This window comes from Pseudomonas sp. SJZ078 (genome assembly GCF_007828255.1).
Taxonomy (GTDB): domain Bacteria; phylum Pseudomonadota; class Gammaproteobacteria; order Pseudomonadales; family Pseudomonadaceae; genus Aquipseudomonas.
Genome location: NZ_VIUG01000004.1, coordinates 225,672 through 242,729, shown reverse-complemented (window position 1 = coordinate 242,729; position 17,058 = coordinate 225,672). Strand labels below are relative to the sequence as shown.

15 protein-coding genes are annotated in these 17,058 nt (G+C 59.4%); 6 read left to right on the top strand and 9 right to left on the bottom strand.

What is annotated here, in order from left to right; all coding sequences use genetic code 11:
• From FBY02_RS06450 to FBY02_RS06440, 3 genes are all read left to right on the top strand, one after another.
• On the top strand, positions 1 to 1,095 hold the full coding sequence (locus FBY02_RS06450) for a DUF1513 domain-containing protein (RefSeq protein WP_144924847.1): 1,095 nt from the start codon (positions 1 to 3) through the stop codon (positions 1,093 to 1,095).
• 152 nt (positions 1,096 to 1,247) lie between these two features.
• Positions 1,248 to 2,396, top strand: a complete 1,149-nt coding sequence (locus tag FBY02_RS06445; RefSeq protein ID WP_144924844.1) for an efflux RND transporter periplasmic adaptor subunit — start codon at positions 1,248 to 1,250, stop codon at positions 2,394 to 2,396.
• 13 nt (positions 2,397 to 2,409) lie between these two features.
• On the top strand, positions 2,410 to 5,436 hold the full coding sequence (locus tag FBY02_RS06440; RefSeq protein ID WP_144924841.1) for a multidrug efflux RND transporter permease subunit: 3,027 nt from the start codon (positions 2,410 to 2,412) through the stop codon (positions 5,434 to 5,436).
• Positions 5,437 to 5,681: 245 nt separating this feature from the next.
• Here the strand turns inward: FBY02_RS06440 and FBY02_RS28315 are convergent, their stop codons facing one another.
• From FBY02_RS28315 to colR, 5 genes are all read right to left on the bottom strand, one after another.
• Positions 5,682 to 5,909 (bottom strand): hypothetical protein, encoded by a 228-nt coding sequence (locus tag FBY02_RS28315; protein ID WP_144924837.1) that lies wholly within the window; start codon positions 5,907 to 5,909, stop codon positions 5,682 to 5,684.
• A 2-nt stretch (positions 5,910 to 5,911) separates the two neighbouring features.
• Positions 5,912 to 6,622 (bottom strand): lipopolysaccharide kinase InaA family protein, encoded by a 711-nt coding sequence (locus FBY02_RS06430; RefSeq protein WP_144924834.1) that lies wholly within the window; start codon positions 6,620 to 6,622, stop codon positions 5,912 to 5,914.
• 4 nt (positions 6,623 to 6,626) lie between these two features.
• Positions 6,627 to 7,295, bottom strand: coding sequence for a class I SAM-dependent methyltransferase (locus FBY02_RS06425; RefSeq protein WP_144924831.1), 669 nt, complete (start codon positions 7,293 to 7,295; stop codon positions 6,627 to 6,629).
• A gap of 102 nt (positions 7,296 to 7,397) precedes the next feature.
• A complete protein-coding gene (locus tag FBY02_RS06420) occupies positions 7,398 to 8,687 on the bottom strand; it encodes a HAMP domain-containing sensor histidine kinase (protein WP_144924828.1) in 1,290 nt (429 codons plus the stop codon).
• A complete protein-coding gene (colR, locus tag FBY02_RS06415) occupies positions 8,677 to 9,360 on the bottom strand; it encodes a two-component system response regulator ColR (RefSeq protein WP_025215158.1) in 684 nt (227 codons plus the stop codon). Before colR ends, FBY02_RS06420 begins: the two co-directional genes overlap by 11 nt.
• A 208-nt stretch (positions 9,361 to 9,568) precedes the next feature.
• Here colR and FBY02_RS06410 point away from each other — a divergent pair, with 208 nt between their 5' ends.
• On the top strand, positions 9,569 to 11,518 hold the full coding sequence (locus tag FBY02_RS06410) for an LTA synthase family protein (RefSeq protein WP_144924825.1): 1,950 nt from the start codon (positions 9,569 to 9,571) through the stop codon (positions 11,516 to 11,518).
• A gap of 53 nt (positions 11,519 to 11,571) precedes the next feature.
• Positions 11,572 to 12,315: a phosphatase PAP2 family protein gene (locus tag FBY02_RS06405; RefSeq protein ID WP_144924822.1), complete on the top strand. Its 744-nt coding sequence runs from the start codon at positions 11,572 to 11,574 to the stop codon at positions 12,313 to 12,315.
• A 305-nt stretch (positions 12,316 to 12,620) separates the two neighbouring features.
• Here the strand turns inward: FBY02_RS06405 and groL are convergent, their stop codons facing one another.
• From groL to FBY02_RS06385, 4 genes are all read right to left on the bottom strand, one after another.
• Positions 12,621 to 14,264, bottom strand: coding sequence for a chaperonin GroEL (gene groL / locus FBY02_RS06400; protein WP_144924819.1), 1,644 nt, complete (start codon positions 14,262 to 14,264; stop codon positions 12,621 to 12,623).
• Between the two features lie 50 nt (positions 14,265 to 14,314).
• Positions 14,315 to 14,608, bottom strand: a complete 294-nt coding sequence (locus FBY02_RS06395) for a co-chaperone GroES (RefSeq protein WP_047701141.1) — start codon at positions 14,606 to 14,608, stop codon at positions 14,315 to 14,317.
• A 243-nt stretch (positions 14,609 to 14,851) separates the two neighbouring features.
• A complete protein-coding gene (locus FBY02_RS06390) occupies positions 14,852 to 15,328 on the bottom strand; it encodes an FxsA family protein (RefSeq protein ID WP_144924815.1) in 477 nt (158 codons plus the stop codon).
• Between the two features lie 99 nt (positions 15,329 to 15,427).
• Complete coding sequence (locus FBY02_RS06385) at positions 15,428 to 16,159, bottom strand: HugZ family protein (RefSeq protein WP_144924812.1); 732 nt, start codon at positions 16,157 to 16,159, stop codon at positions 15,428 to 15,430.
• A gap of 56 nt (positions 16,160 to 16,215) precedes the next feature.
• Here FBY02_RS06385 and FBY02_RS06380 point away from each other — a divergent pair, with 56 nt between their 5' ends.
• A complete protein-coding gene (locus tag FBY02_RS06380) occupies positions 16,216 to 16,974 on the top strand; it encodes an SDR family oxidoreductase (RefSeq protein ID WP_144924808.1) in 759 nt (252 codons plus the stop codon).
• Positions 16,975 to 17,058 lie beyond the last annotated feature (84 nt).

Genomic DNA, 17,058 nt, shown 5'->3' with positions numbered 1-17,058 from the left:
ATGTTTCGACGTCAGGTCCTGGCACTGGGCAGCTTGCTCGGCGCCGTTACCCTGGGTGGCTGGACGCTGTTCAAGCACAAGGACAAACCTGCGCTGCTGCTTTCGGCACGGGACGATGGTGATGGCAAGCACTACGCCGTGGGTTATCGACTGGACGGCACGCGGGTGTTCGCCACCCGGGTCGGCCAGCGCTGCCACGACATCGTCAATCATCCGTCGCAGCCGGTTGCGCTGTTCGTTGCCCGTCGCCCGGGCACCGAAAGCTACCTGATCGACCTGCGCGACGGCACGTTGCTGCAGACCATCACGTCCTTGCCGAACCGGCATTTCTACGGCCATGCGGTGATCCATCGCAGTGGCGAGTGGCTGTACACCACCGAGAATGACACCTCTGATCCCGGACGCGGCCTGTTGGGCGTGTACCGCTTCGAAGGCGAACGGCTGGTACACAGCGGCGAGATCCCCACCCACGGCATCGGTCCGCACCAGGTCTCGTGGATGCCCGACGGCGAAACCCTGGTGGTGGCCAACGGCGGTATCCGCACCGAAGCCGAGAGCCGGGTCGAGATGAACCTCGACGCCATGGAACCCAGCCTGGTCCTCATGCAACGCGACGGCACGCTGTTGAGCAAGGAAACCCTCCCCCAGGCCATGAACAGCGTGCGCCACCTGGGCATCGCCAGTGACGGCACCATCGTTTCCGGCCAGCAGTTCATGGGAGATGCCCACGAATCCTCGGAGCTGGTGGCGATCAAGCGTCCAGGCCAGCCGTTCAAGGCGTTTCCGGTGTCCGAGCAGCAATTGCAAGCCATGGGGCATTACACCGCCAGCGTCGCCGTGAACAGTGACCTGCGCCTGGTCGCCCTGACCGCCCCCCGTGGCAATCGCTTTTTCATCTGGGACCTGGACAGCGGTGAAGTCCGCCTGGACGCCCCTCTGCCGGATTGCGCCGGGGTGGGAGCGGTGGCGGATGGCTTCGTCGTGACCTCGGGCCAGGGCCGTTGTCGCTATTACGATTGTCGACAGGCCCAACCGGTTGTAAAGCCGCTGGACCTGCCGGCGGGGCTCTGGGACAACCACTTGCACCTGGCCTGATTGAACGGGGGCGGAGTTATCGACACGAAGCCCCCGTATTTCGGGAATATTCCTACACAACGCAGGCCTTACGGGATCTGGAATCCCCAGCACACTCAGAGTAATGTGCCCGCCTGAATGTCTTTTCTAACACCTGTCCAAGGAAGTGGAACATGCTGCGACGCCGCATGCTGATCATGTTGGGTGTTGTCCTGCTGGTGGTGCTGTTGCTGGGCGGCTACAAGGGCTTCTCCATCTACCAGCAGATCCAGTCGTTTTCTGTGCCGAAACCGCCAATCAGTGTCGCCGTGGCCAGCGCCGCCGAGCAGCCCTGGCAGAGCCGGCTGCCTACTGTCGGCAGCCTCAAGGCGTTGCAAGGCGTGGACCTGAGCCTGGAGATTGCCGGGACCGTGCAGAAGGTGCTGTTCCAGTCCGGACAGAAGGTCAAGGCCGGCCAGCCGCTCCTGCAACTGGACAGTGAAGTCGAAAGTGCCCTGCTGGAAACCGCCGAGGCCGACCTGGGCCTGTCGCAACTGGACTTCGGTCGCGGTCGGCAGCTGGTGGGCAGCCAGGCGATCTCCAAGGGCGAGTTCGACCGGCTCTCGGCACAATTGAAAAAGAACCAGGCCACGGTCAACCAGCTCAAGGCGTCACTGGACAAGAAACGCATCGTCGCACCGTTCAGTGGCACCATCGGCATTCGCCAGGTGGATGTTGGTGATTACCTCGCCAGTGGCACGGTCATCGCCACCCTGCAGGACCTCAGCAGCCTCTACGTGGACTTCTACGTTCCTGAGCAAACGGTACCGAGGCTGGCTGTTGCCCAACCGGTCAATGTCGGCGTCCCGGCCTACCCCGGCCAGACGTTCGTCGGCGCCATCAGTGCCATCAACCCCAAGGTCGAAGACAGCACCCGCAATGTGCTGGTACGCGCCACCCTGGCCAACCCCGACGGCAAGCTGTTGCCCGGCATGTTCGCCAACCTGCAGGTGATCCTGCCTGATGTGGCGGCCGGGATCGTCGTGCCGGAGACCGCGGTGACCTACACCCTCTATGGCAACTCCATGTACGTGGTCACACAGAAGAAAGCCGCCGACGGCAATGTCGAGAAGGATGACAAGGGCCAGCCGGTCCTGATTGCCGAACGACGCTTCGTCGAAACCGGCGAACGTCGTGACGGGCTGGTGCTGGTTACCAAGGGCGTACAGAGCGGCGAACAAGTCGTGATCGCCGGCCAGATCAGACTGGATAACGGTACCCACATCGCCATCAGTGACGACAAGACCCTGACCGAACAGAACAGCCCGCGATCCGCGGACTGATCAAGGAATCCCCATGGCTTTTACCGATCCGTTCATCCGCCGTCCGGTGCTCGCCACCGTGGTCAGCCTGCTGATCGTGCTGTTGGGCTTCCAGGCCTGGAGCAAGTTGCCCCTGCGCCAGTATCCACAGATGGAGAACGCCCTGATCACGGTGACCACCGCTTACCCCGGGGCCAACGCCGAAACCATCCAGGGCTATATCACTCAGCCGATGCAGCAGAGCCTGGCCAGCGCCGAGGGCATCGACTACATGACCTCGGTCAGCCGCCAGAATTTCTCGGTGATATATGTCCACGCCCGCATCGGCTCCAACAGCGACCGGCTCTTCACCGAACTGTTGGCCAAAGCCAACGAGGTCAAGAACCAGCTGCCCCAGGATGCCGAGGACCCGGTGCTCAGCCGGGAGGCCGCGGATGCCTCGGCCCTGATGTACATCAGCTTTTTCAGCAAGGAACTGAACAACCCGCAGATCACCGACTACCTGTCACGGGTGGTCCAGCCCAAGCTGGCGACCCTCCCGGGCATGGCTGAGGCGGAAATCCTTGGCAACCAGGACTTCGCCATGCGCCTGTGGCTCGACCCCGCCAAGCTCGCCGGATTCGGCCTGACCGCCGCCGACGTGACCAACGCGGTGCGCCAGTACAACTTTCTCTCTGCCGCTGGCGAGGTGAAGGGCGAATACGTGGTTACCAGCATCAACGCCAACACCGAACTCAAATCCGCCGAGGCCTTTGCCGCGATACCACTCAAGACCGACGGTGACAGCCGGGTCCTGCTGCGTGATGTGGCGCGGGTGGAGATGGGTGCCGAGAACTACGACACCATCAGCTCCTTCGGTGGTACGCCCTCGGTGTACATCGGGATCAAGGCCACGCCCGGCGCGAATCCGCTGGATGTGATCAGGGAAGTGCGCAAGATCATGCCGGAAATGGAGGCCCAGTTGCCGGCGAACCTCAAGGCCGAGATTGCCTACGATGCGACCCTGTTCATCCAGGCCTCCATCGATGAGGTGGTGAAAACCCTGTTCGAAGCGGTGTTGATCGTCATCGTCGTGGTGTTCCTGTTTCTCGGCGCCCTGCGTTCGGTACTCATCCCGGTGGTGACCATCCCGCTGTCGATGATCGGCGTGATGTTCTTCATGCAGTTGATGGGCTACTCGATGAACCTGCTGACGCTGCTCGCCATGGTGCTGGCCATCGGTCTTGTGGTGGACGACGCCATCGTCGTCGTGGAGAACATCCACCGGCACATCGAGGAAGGCAAGAGCCCATTCGATGCAGCGCTGGAAGGCGCCCGGGAAATCGCCATGCCGGTGGTCTCGATGACCATCACGCTGGCGGCGGTGTATGCGCCGATCGGCCTGCTCGAAGGCCTGACCGGCGCCTTGTTCAAGGAGTTCGCCCTGACCCTGGCAGGGGCCGTGGTGATTTCCGGGATCGTCGCCCTGACCCTGTCGCCCATGATGTGCGCCATGCTGCTGCGCCACGACGAGAACCCTTCGGGGCTGGCCCATCGGCTGGACACCGTCTTCGAGCGCTTGAAGAACCGCTACCAGCGCATGCTTCACGGCACGCTCAATACCCGGCCGGTGGTGCTGGTGTTCGCCGTGATCGTCCTGTTGCTGATTCCTGTGCTGATCATGTTCACCAAGTCCGAATTGGCCCCCGACGAAGACCAGGGCATCATTTTCATGATGGCTACGGCGCCGCAGCCGACCAACCTCGATTACCTGAACACCTACACGGACCACTTCCTCGAAATCTTCAAGGAGTTCCCGGAGTACTACTCTTCGTTCCAGATCAACGGCTACAACGGCGTGCAATCCGGCATCGGCGGTTTCCTGCTCAAGCCCTGGAACGAACGCAGCCGCACCCAGATGGAAATCCTGCCGGATGTCCAGGCCAAGCTGGAAAGCATCCCGGGGCTGCAGATCTTCGGTTTCAACCTCCCTTCCCTGCCCGGCACCGGTGAAGGCCTGCCCTTTGACTTCGTCATCAACTCCCCGAAAGACTACGCGACACTTCTGGAAGTGGCAGAACGAATCAAGAAACGCGCAGAGGAATCCGGGAAGTTCGCGTTCATGGACATTGACCTGGCCTTCGACAAGCCCGAAGTGGTCGTCGACATCGATCGTGACAAGGCCGCCCAGATGGGCGTCTCGATGCAGGACCTGGGCGGAACCCTCGCCACCTTGCTGGGGGAGTCGGAGATCAACCGCTTCACCCTCGAAGGGCGCAGTTACAAGGTCATTGCTCAGGTCGAACGGCCATTCCGGGACAATCCTGCCTGGTTGAACAATTACTACGTGAAAAACGCCAAGGGTGAATCGCTACCGCTATCGACGCTGATCAAGGTCAGCGACCGGGCCCGCCCGCGGCAACTCAATCAGTTCCAACAACTCAATGCGGTGAGGATTTCCGGCTTCCCCATCGTGAGCATGGGCGAGGCCGTCCAGATCGTCAGCCAGATCGCCCATGAAGAAGCACCGGTGGGGTTTGCCTTCGATTATGCAGGCGCCTCGCGTCAGTTCGTCCAGGAAGGCAGCGCCTTGTGGGTCACTTTTGCCCTGGCGCTGGCGATCATCTTCCTGGTGCTGGCGGCACAGTTCGAAAGCTTTCGCGACCCCTTGGTGATCCTGGTGACAGTGCCCCTGTCAATTTGTGGCGCACTGATTCCGTTGTTCCTCGGCTGGTCGAGCATGAACATATACACCCAGGTGGGCTTGGTGACACTGATCGGCCTGATCAGCAAGCATGGGATCCTGATCGTTGAATTCGCCAATCAACTGCGCAAGGAACAGGGCCTGACGCCGCGGGAAGCTGTGGAGCAGGCCGCGTCGATTCGTTTGCGGCCGGTACTGATGACTACCGCTGCAATGGTGTTTGGCATGGTACCGCTGATCCTGGCCACCGGCGCCGGAGCAGTGAGCCGCTTCGACATTGGCACAGTCATCGCCACCGGCATGTCGATCGGTACCCTGTTCACGCTGTTCGTATTGCCTTGCATCTACACGCTGGTGGCCAAGCCGGATAAAGCCTGACCCCTATTTGAGCAAGGGATTTCTGTGGCGAGAGGATTTATCTGTGGCGAGGAAGCTCGCTCCCGCTGGGTGGCGGAGCCGCCCCAACCCCATCCCAATCCACCTGAAACCAAGTTGCAGAACTTCAGGGTTGCTTTGCAACCCAGCGGGAGCAAGCTCCCTCGCCACAGAGGTTTCAACCACTTCCCAATACACAAAAATAAAGGCCTCGCAGATGCGAGGCCTTTATTTTGATCTCATGACTCTCAACTCTGCGGCCTCACGCCTTGGGAAAGACTGAACATGAACAACAACAGGTCATTATCCGGCCGGACAACCTCACTGGCCTTGGCCACCCGTGGTAAAGGGCAGTGAGCGTCAGAGTGGGAGGCACTGAGTATCTGAGAACGGGGCTGTTCCCACACAGCCACCGCCATCGACGTAACTGCCAGGGCTCCAACTAAAAACACACCTCTAGCAATTTCAAGTTTCATCGTTATAAGCCTTTGATAGCGCTGCCAAACGCCGTCTCATAAAAGTAGACGAGTTTTTTCCAGTCAGAATCGCTGAACGACGAATGGCGCCGTAGCTGTTTCAAGTCATGGGATGCAGCCCTTCGGGCGGTCAAACGCTGGCGACACTTCTCCAGGTCCAGCAGGGCAACTTCGGGCTTCGCCGCCTCACCCTCCCCCGTCACGCGCACAAAAACATGCTTGATGTAAATGCAGCCGTGCTGCCAGCGGCCTTTGTGCATACGGGCCAGGTTTTCGGCCAATGCCCGGAGGATCTGATCATTCACCGCTTCGCCATGGCGCTCGCGCCCACCCGCGGCATACCATTTCTCTATCTCCTCGAAACCTTCGAGCGCCCGGGTCACCAGCAGCGCACGCCACTTGTGGACCGGGTCCCGCTGGGCCCCACAGAAAACCAATTGAGGAACGCGAACATCAAGCCGGGTCAGCGCCAGCAGAGCGTCCTGCTCTCGCAGCACTGTAGGCCTGCCGAACGGATGCAGCCAACTGCGATAAATGTGTCCAGTCTGACGCTTGGCGTAAAGCAGCTCGCCTTCCTTGCTAATGATCCGTTGTACGCCACTTTCTCCGCCACGACGCACGTTGGGCTCTTCTACCCATTCGCCCTTCATGTTCCAGAAATGGTCGAAGCTGCTGCGGGAAACCCCAGGTGTTTCTACTACCTGCGCAACCATGCTGTTACCTCTTGCGTAATACATAAACTCGCCACATGGCATAGAGCGGTAGGAAGTCCAGTTGCTCCTGGATACGAAACCCAGCCTGCCTGAACTCCTCTTCTACTGTAGCAACCGGTAACACAAATCGATTCTGGTAGTCTTTCTGCCCACGGTTACGTTCCTGACGCTTGCGTTTCCAGGCCTTGAAATTGCCATCGACCCACAATGAAATAACCACGCTATCGCGGCTGACACGCGCGAATTCCTTCAGAATGGCCAGTCGATGCGCGGGTTCGCCGATGTGGTGAAGCAGGCGCATACAAAAAATGCTGTCGACGGCGTTATCAGGCAAGGCGATGTCGAATGCAGAAGTGTGCAAGGGTTGTACCCGTTTTACGACATCGGCGGGTTGAGATGCCATTGCAGTCTTGATCATCGCCTCGGAGTTGTCCGCACCAATGATGACGCGATTCGGCTTTTCGGCCAGCAAGGACCAGAAACGCCCGGCACCGCAAGGCAGGTCCAACACCAAGCCTGGGTCACCGGCAAGTGCCAACGCGCGCTTGGCCAGTTGTTGATCTCGCCGATTGGAGAGACGGCGACTCAAGCCGCTTCGATGCTTATGGAAGTACTTCTGCGCGTGCTGCTCGTCGTACTTTTCGGAAAAATCGAGCTTGATGGACTTGGACATTGAAGGGGACCTCCATTTCAGACAGGCCCAACCTTAAAAATCGCTTTGTCATCAGTTTGTGAAAAAGAAGTCATGTAATCTTGGCAATGATTACAAAATTTTTCAGGGCGCACTCACTCCCTCGGGATTCAACTCAACCTCGAACCGGCAACCATTGGGTTCCATCGTACTGAGACTCACCACCCAGCCCTGGTTCTCGCAAATCCGCTGCACCAGCGACAAACCCAGCCCAAGCCCCTCGCCGCGCTTCTCGTTGCCGCGCACGAACGGTTCGAACATTGCCTCGCGCTTCTCCTCGGGAATGCCCACTCCACTGTCCTCCACCACGAATCCAGTGCTATGGAGGGTGAGGCGGATGAAGCCCTGGTCGGTGTAGTGCAAGGCGTTGCGCAGCAGGTTACCCATGACCGCCGTCAGGAATGTGGCGTTATAGGGAGTATCGAGGGGCTGGCCCGGCTCGAAAATGAGCGCCAAGCCTTTGGATTCAATGGCCGCACGCCATGTGCCGAGAAGATTTTCCGCGACCTGACCAAGGGTCAGGCGAGGCGACATGCCGTTGTCCTCGCGCTGAGCCCTGGCAAGCATCAAAAACGTTTGCACCAATTCGCGCATCTCTTCATTGGCTCGACTGATGCGCTCGACCTGCAGGCGACCCCGTTGATCCAATGCCGGGTTTTCCAGCAACAGTTCACAGGAAGTCGCCAAGACCATCAATGGCGTGCGCAACTCATGGCTGACATCACTGGTAAACAACCGCTCGCGCGTCAGGGCCTGGCGCAACCGCCCCAAAGTGGCGTCGAACGCCACCGCCAGCTCACCCACTTCATCGGCGGCATAATCAGGCGCCAACGGTGGAGCGAGCCCGAGGAGCTGGTCACGATGCCGTACTTGCCGAGCCAGGCGCACCACCGGTGCCATCACCCGGCGAGCCAGGATCCAGCCAAGGAACACCGCCAGCGCCAGGCTGAGCACGAAGCCCACCAGTACGACGGCGAACAGTACCCGCTCGCGTTCTTCGAAGTCACTCTGGTCCTGCAGCAACACATAATGACGGCCGTCAACGATCTCCACCATGGCGTGATAGGACAATTGTTCGCGAAACACCTCGTGGAAGCCAGGTTCCAAATGACGCAAATCCTTGGGCAATTCGAAATCACCCGGGCCGCCGCTGAAATAGAACAACTGGTCAGGTTCCGGACGATGATTCCAGTCCGAGACGCTGTCCATCAGCAACAGGCGTTGCAGGTCGCCACCCAGTCCAGCAGAAATCAGCTTCTCTTCCACCAGGTGCACCGTCGCCACGATGCCCATGGCGAACGCCCCGGCCACCAATGCACTCATCAATGCAAAGGCAATGATGATCCGTTGAGCAAGGCTCTGCTTAAACTCCATCGCGGCCCTCGGCCAGGCGATAACCGACACCGTGCACGGTATGCAGCAGAGGCTTGTCGAACGGTTTGTCGATCACCTGGCGCAGTTGGTGGACATGGCTGCGCAGGCTGTCGCTGTCCGGGCAGTCATCGCCCCACAAGGCTTCTTCAAGGATTTCCCGACGCAACACGTGGGGACTCTTCTGCATCAGTACCGCCAGCAACTTCAGGCCGACCGGGTTGAGCTTGAGCAGCTTGCCCTCGCGGGTCACTTCCAGGGTATCGAGGTCATAACTCAGGTCGCCGACCTGCAAGGCGCGCCGGCCGCCGCCCTGGGCCCGGCGCATGACCGCTTCGATCCGCGCCGCCAGTTCCGACAAGGCAAAGGGTTTGATCAGGTAATCATCGGCCCCGGACTTGAAGCCTTGCAGGCGGTCGTCCAGTTGATCCCGGGCGGTGAGCATGATCACCGGCGTATCGCGCCGGGCATCTTCACGCAGGCGCTTGCACAAGGTGTAGCCGTCGATGCCGGGCAACATGATGTCGAGCACGATCAGGTCGTAATGCTCGGTCGCAGCCAGGTGCAAGCCCGACAGACCGTCCTGGGCGCAATCGACGGTATACCCCTTGAGCCCCAGGTAATCGGCCAGGTTGGCCAGGATGTCGCGGTTGTCTTCGACCAATAGAATTCGCATGGGCACCTCTGCATATACGGTTAACGGCCGTCTTGGCCCGCGCAGCTTAAGGCCAATGGCGACTCAGGGCCAGCACTGGAAACGACATGCGTCAACGCCGTCAAGCAATCACATCATTGATGAGTTTTTCACTACAGGTTCACAACCTGACTACAGTGAGGGGGTAACACTTTCGCGCTATCGGATCGATATATAAGGAATGTAGTAAATGGACTTTATGAAAATGGCGCCCGTGCGCTTTTTGCTGCTGATCTCCGGCGCCTGGCTGGTGGTGTTTCTCCTGACACGAACCGTTTTACTGCTGGCCCATCTGGATGAATCCGGTGGCAACGCACTTTCGGTCTTCGGTGTTGGACTGGTATATGACCTGGGCTTCCTCGCCTATGCAATCCTGCCGATGGGCCTGTACCTGTTGCTTTGCCCTGCTGCCTTGTGGCGCCGTCGCGGCCATCGCTGGTTCCTTCAGGGCCTGTTGACGGTCAGTCTGTTCACCATGCTGTTCATCTCGGTGGCCGAATGGCTGTTCTGGGATGAGTTTGGCGTGCGCTTCAACTTCATTGCTGTCGATTACCTGGTCTACTCCGATGAAGTATTGAACAACGTACTGGAGTCCTACCCGATCGGCATCCTGCTGACGATTCTTGCCGTAGTGGCTGTGGGTTTGAGCCTGGCCTTGCGCAAACCGCTCCAGGCCGCGCTGGACGCCCCATTACCAGCCTTGCGCGGACGCCTGGCCATTGCCTTGGGCCTGCTGGCCCTCACCGGCCTGAGTTTGCAATTACTCAGTCAGGATGCGCCACGCACCCAAGGCGGCAACGCCTACCAGAACGAGCTGGCGAGCAACGGCCCGTACCAGTTCTTCGCTGCGTTCCGTAACAACGAACTGGACTACGGACAGTTCTACAGCAGCTTGCCCCCGGCTACCGTCGCCCCGCAGATTCGCGCCGAACTGAACGAGCCCAATGCACATTTTATCGATGAAGATCCACAAGGCATCCGGCGGCGGATAGACAATCCCGGTACTCTGCGCAAACCGAACATTGTGCTGGTGACTATCGAAAGCCTCAGTGCCAAGTACCTGGGCAGCAATGGTGACAAACGCGACCTGACCCCCAACCTGGACGCCTTGCGCAAGCAAAGTCTGTATTTCAATAGATTCTACGCCACCGGTACCCGTACCGATCGCGGCCTGGAAGCCATTACCCTGGCCATTCCGCCGACACCGGGACGTTCGATCGTCAAGCGTATCGGCCGGGAAAGCGGCTTTGCCAGCCTGGGCCAACAATTGAGCGCGATCGGCTACGACAGCGTGTTCGTCTACGGTGGCCGCGGCTACTTCGACAACATGAACGCGTTTTTCAGCGGCAACGGTTATCGTGTCGTTGACCAGAGCAGTGTCGAGGAGTCCGAAATCCACTTCAAGAATGCCTGGGGCATGGCCGACGAAGACCTGTACAAGCAGACATTGAAACTGGCCGATGCCAACTACGCAAAACAGCGGCCGTTCCTGTTACAACTGATGACGACCTCCAACCATCGCCCTTACACCTATCCGGATAACCGGATCGATATCAAATCCGGCAACGGCCGGGATGGAGCAGTCAAGTACACCGACTATGCCATCGGTCAGTTCCTGGACCAGGCACGGCAGAAACCGTGGTTCGATAATACGATCTTCGTCTTCGTCGCCGACCACACTGCTGGTAGCGCCGGCAAGGAGGACCTGCCGATCAGTAACTATCAGATCCCTTTGTTCGTCTATGCGCCAAAGCTGATCGAGCCACGGGAAACCAACCAGCTCGCCAGTCAGATCGATCTTGCGCCGACCTTGCTCGGCTTGCTGAATCTGGATTACGAGTCGACGTTCTTCGGTCGCAACCTGTTGCAGGACAACCCGTTACCGCCCCGCGTCGTCGTCGGCAATTACCAGCATCTGGGCATGTTCGATGGCAAGGATCTGGCGATACTCAGCCCGCGCCAGGGCCTGCGCCGGCATGATGACGCACTGACCGAAAGCCGTGAGTCCCGGGCAACCAGTGACGATCCCTTGATCAGCCGCGCCATTGCGTATTACCAAACCGCCAGTTATGGCTTCAAGCAACAGCTGCTTGGCTGGAGAGCGCCCATGGAGGGTGCCGAGCAAGTCAGCGAACGTTAACCGAACTGCCCCGGGAGGATGGCCCGGGGCGCTTTCTTTGTGCAGGATCTGTTATGCCGTCAAGCGTTCTACGCTCTTCCCCCCGCCCGCTGAACTTCTGGCTGTGCCTGGGCATTCCCGCCGTTACGGCGATCATTCTGATTTTGCTGGAATGGACCGACCTGGACATGAACCTGGCCCAGCTGTTCTACGACCCCACCGTTGGCGACTTCATCGGACGACACAGTTTTTTCCTGGAAGACATCCTCCATGACCGCGCGAAGCAAGTGGTCATCGCCTTTTCGGTGTTTTCCATCATCGGCTTCATCAGCGCTTTTTTCGTCACCCGACTCAAACCCTTCAAACGTGAATTGGGCTGCCTTGTGCTCTCCCTGGCGCTGGCGACATCCTTCGTCACGCCGATGAAAGCGGTGACGGCGGTGCAATGCCCCTGGAGCCTGAAGGAGTTCGGCGGCAAGGAAACCTACAGTGAACTGCTGAGCCCGCGTCCTGATACCAACAAACCGGGCAGATGCTGGCCGGGGGGGCATGCCGCCACCGGATTTACCCTGTTCGCCCTGTTCTTCGTATTGCGCGACCGCAAGCCGCGCCTGGCCCGACGGGCTTTCGTATTTGCGTTCACCCTGGGAACGGTGTTCTCCATAGGCCGGATGATGCAAGGGGCACACTTCTTCTCGCACAACGTGTGGACGGCGGTGTTCTGCTGGCTGATCTGCCTGGGATGTTATTACTTCGTCCTGTATCGGCCGGCCACGAGAGCAGAACCCTTGGTCGAGACACAACCGGTCAATGCTTGAGCAACCTCCGACTGGAGCCTATGGGAGTCGAACCTGCAATAACAGCGGCATGCCCAGCATCATTGCGAGTTGATCCACCGTAATCGCGAGCAGGCTCGCTCCCTCCCTGGACAGTGAAGGCCAACAACCTCCGAAAACACCGCCTAACCCTGTGGGAGCGAGCCTGCTCGCGAAGGCGGCACATTTCAACATCACTGCTGCTGCCCCACCGCTATCGCGAGAAGCTCAGTTCCCAAAGACCGCGTCAATAAAAAACCCCGCCTGCTTTCGCAGGCGGGGTTTTTCAGTACAGGGGTAAAGCTGGCTTACATCATGCCGCCCATGCCACCCATGCCGCCCATGTCTGGCATGCCGCCAGCCGCTGGAGCGTCTTCCTTGATTTCAGCGATCATTGCCTCGGTGGTGATCATCAGGCTGGCAACGGAAGCCGCCGCCTGCAGAGCCGAACGAGTCACTTTGGCCGGGTCCAGGATACCCATTTCGATCATGTCGCCGTATTCGCCGGTAGCAGCGTTGTAACCGTAGTTACCCGAACCCTGCTTGACCTTGTCGACCACAACGCTTGGCTCGTCGCCGGAGTTGGCAACGATCTGGCGCAGCGGAGCTTCGACAGCGCGACGCAGCAAGGTGATACCGACGTTCTGATCGGCGTTGTCGCCTTTCAGTTCGCTGATGGCCTGCAGGGCACGAACCAGTGCCACGCCACCGCCAGGTACCACGCCTTCTTCGACGGCTGCACGGGTAGCGTGCAGGGCGTCTTCAACGCGGGCCTTCTTCTCTTTCATTTCAACTTCGGAACCGGCACCAACCTTGATGACAGCAACGCCGCCGGACAGCTTGGCCAGGCGCTCTTGCAGTTTTTCACGGTCGTAGTCCGAGGTAGTGTCGGCCACTTGTGCGCGGATCTGGGCAACGCGGGACTGGATGTCAGTCTCAACGCCGGCACCGTCGATCACGGTGGTGTTTTCCTTGGTCAGGATCACGCGCTTGGCGTTACCCAGGTGCTCCAGGGTGGTGCTTTCCAGGCTCAGGCCGATTTCTTCGGAGATCACGGTACCGCCGGTCAGGACGGCGATGTCCTGCAGCATGGCCTTGCGACGGTCGCCGAAGCCTGGTGCCTTGACGGCGGCAACCTTGACGATGCCACGCATGTTGTTCACCACCAGGGTCGCCAGGGCTTCGCCTTCAACGTCTTCGGCCACGATCAGCAGTGGGCGGCCGGCTTTGGCAACGGCTTCCAGCACTGGCAGCATTTCACGGATGTTGGAGATCTTCTTGTCGACCAGCAGGATCAGCGGGCCGTCGAGCTCGGCAACCATGGTGTCCGGCTTGTTGACGAAGTATGGCGACAGGTAGCCACGGTCGAACTGCATGCCTTCAACGACGGACAGTTCGTTTTCCAGGCCCGAGCCTTCTTCAACGGTGATCACGCCTTCTTTACCGACTTTTTCCATGGCTTCGGCAATGATGTCGCCGATGGAATTGTCGGAGTTGGCCGAGATGGTACCTACCTGGGCGATGGCCTTGGAGTCGGCGCACGGCTTGGACAGGGCCTTCAGTTCTTTGACGATGGCGATGGTCGCCTTGTCGATACCGCGCTTGAGGTCCATCGGGTTCATGCCGGCAGCGACGGCTTTCAGGCCTTCGTTGACGATCGATTGAGCCAGGACGGTGGCGGTGGTGGTGCCGTCACCGGCGTCGTCGTTGGCACGGGAGGCAACGTCCTTGACCAGCTGCGCGCCCATGTTTTCGAAACGATCCTTGAGCTCGATTTCCTTGGCTACGGAAACGCCGTCCTTGGTGATGGTCGGAGCGCCGAAGCTCTTCTCGATGATCACGTTACGGCCTTTCGGGCCCAGGGTCGCTTTTACTGCGTCAGCCAGGACGTTGACACCGGCGAGCATTTTCTTGCGGGCGGAATCGCCGAATTTAACTTCTTTAGCAGCCATGATCGATATTCCTTAAATACTGTGTAGTAGCGGGAAAATGAGCGGGGAAATCAGCCTTCGATGACAGCGAGGATTTCGCTCTCGCCCATGACCAGCAGTTCTTCGCCGTCGACTTTTACTGTGTTGCTGCCCGAGTAAGGGCCGAACACGACCTTGTCACCCACTTTCACGGCCAGCGCACGCACTTCACCGTTGTCCAGCACACGGCCGGTACCTACAGCGAGAACTTCACCGTGGTTGGCTTTCTCGGCAGCCGAACCTGCCAGGACAATGCCGCCAGCGGATTTCTTCTCTTCTTCGCTGCGACGGATGACGACGCGGTCATGCAGAGGACGAAGCTTCATTGTCGATCTCTCCTAATTTTGGTTTTCATCGGCCGGTGTAGTCCCGGCGGGTTTAACAAAAGCCGGCAGAGCCGGGTGCGGTTCGTCAGTCGAACCGCGGAAGTCTGTCCGGTGTTGCCACCGGAAACCTTGCGGTGACCGATACATAAGGGCGTACAAGGGGATTACAAGGGCCGGATCGAAAAAAATTTCTTCATCGAGCCGAAAACGCACACGGCACCCGAAGGTGCCGTGTGGTGGGTTTTACTTGGAATCGCGGTGTTCGAATTCGCCTTCGATCACATTGGGTTCGCGGCCCAACGGCTCTCGCGGCGCCGGGCCACCACGTGGTTGAAGGTCGTCGGCAAACGCCCGCTGGCGCATCGCCTGTTCCTCGGCTCGCTGGCGCATCTTGTTGGCCAGCAACCGACGGGTGAAAGGCAGCAACATGAGCAGGCCCAATACGTCGCTGATAAAGCCAGGCAGAATCAGCAGACCGCCGCCCAGGGCCAGCATCAGGCCTTCGAGCATGGTCTGGGCAGGCAGCTCGCCGCGGCTCAGGCTTTCACGGGCACGCAAGGCCGTGGCGAGACCGGCGATGCGCAGCACGAACACGCCGAGCATCGAGCCGAGAATGACCAGCAGCAGGGCCGGGAAAAACCCGATCGCACCGCTGACCTTCACGAATACGAACAGCTCCAACACCGGGAACAGCAGAAAGAGCAATAAAAAAGGGCGCATCAAATGGTTTCCTCAACGCAAGAATGCCTGGTGGCCTGTACGGTTAGCCACACAGGCCACTAGCTATGAAAACCTAAATGACGTCGCCCTTTCGTGAATTCAAGCGTCGGCCTCTGCATTTTTCGGCCATTGTTCGGCGTGAGCCAGATAAACCAAGGCTTCGCGCACTTGTGTCGGCGTGTTGCAGGACGCAGGAAATGCCAGCCAATGAAGCCCCTGACCGATACGCAGGTGCATGCCTTCACTGTCGATGCCCACCAGTTGCGCCGCTTCGGTCTTGGGCAGATCGGCCAGATCGACGTAATGGGCGATGGCCTTGGCATGATCGGCATTCATGTGTTCGATCATGCTCGCCTCGGCTTTGCCGGCAAAGGGGTTGGCCAAGGTGATCCGGTCGATCCAGTGGATGGCGCCAAAACCGCCGATGTAGCGATGGCGCACAGGATCGAGCACCCAGAAATCGAAATCGTGAGCCTTGTGGTAGTTCTGCGATTCAGGAAAGTAGCGGTAATAACGCTCGGCGGCAGCATCGATGGCGGCGCTGTCTTCAAGTTTCCGCGCCTCGGCCAGGTAGGTCAGACGCCCCACGGCCTGTACGTCTTCGGCGCCCCGCTCGCCCACCAGCATGGAGCACTTCGGGTCTTTCTGCAGGTTGTGGGTGTGCTGGGCAATGCGGCTGATCAGGATCAACGGCCGCCCTTGCTCGTCCAGGCAATACGGCACCACGGAGCCGAACGGAAAGCCAGGCATGGATTTGGAATGGGTGGAGAGCATTCCACGGTATTCCTTGAGCAGTAATTCTCGTGCATGCTTGGCAGCGTCAACGCTCAATTTATGACTCCTTCAATAAAATTCGTCTAAAAACGCTCAGACACCTGGACATACGAATGCAACTCACTGACAAAGTAATCATTATCACCGGCGGTTGCCAGGGTCTGGGCCGCTCCATGGCTGAGTATTTTGCTGGCAAAGGCGCGAAGCTCGCCCTGGTGGACCTCAACCAGGAGAAACTCGACCAGGCCGTTGCCGCCTGCGTGGCCAAGGGCGTCGAAGCCCGGGCCTACCTGTGCAACGTGGCCAATGAAGAGCAGGTGAGCGACATGGTCGCCCGGGTCGCCCAGGATTTCGGGGCGATCCACGGGTTGATCAACAACGCCGGGATCCTGCGTGACGGCCTGCTGCTCAAGGTCAAGGACGGCGAGATGACCAGGATGAGCCTGGCCCAGTGGCAGGCCGTGATCGACGTCAACCTCACCGGCGTGTTCCTGTGCACCCGTGAAGTGGCGGCGAAAATGGTCGAACTGGAGAACAGCGGCGCCATCATCAATATCTCGTCGATCTCCCGGGCCGGCAACATCGGCCAGACCAACTACTCGGCCGCCAAGGCCGGCGTGGCAGCCGCCACCGTGACCTGGGCCAAGGAGCTCGCGCGCTACGGCATTCGTGTCGCGGGCATCGCACCGGGCTTCATCGAAACCGAAATGACCCAAAGCATGAAACCCGAGGCCCTGGAAAGAATGACCTCGGCGATTCCACTCAGGCGCATGGGTCGGCCCGAAGAAATCGCTCATTCAGCGGCCTATATCTTCGAGAACGACTATTACACCGGACGGATCCTGGAGATGGATGGCGGGTTGCGGATGTAAGAACACCGCAAACCAAATGTGGGAGCGGGCTTGCTCGCGAATGCAGCGTGCCATTCAATGGATAAATTGACTGACCTACCGCAT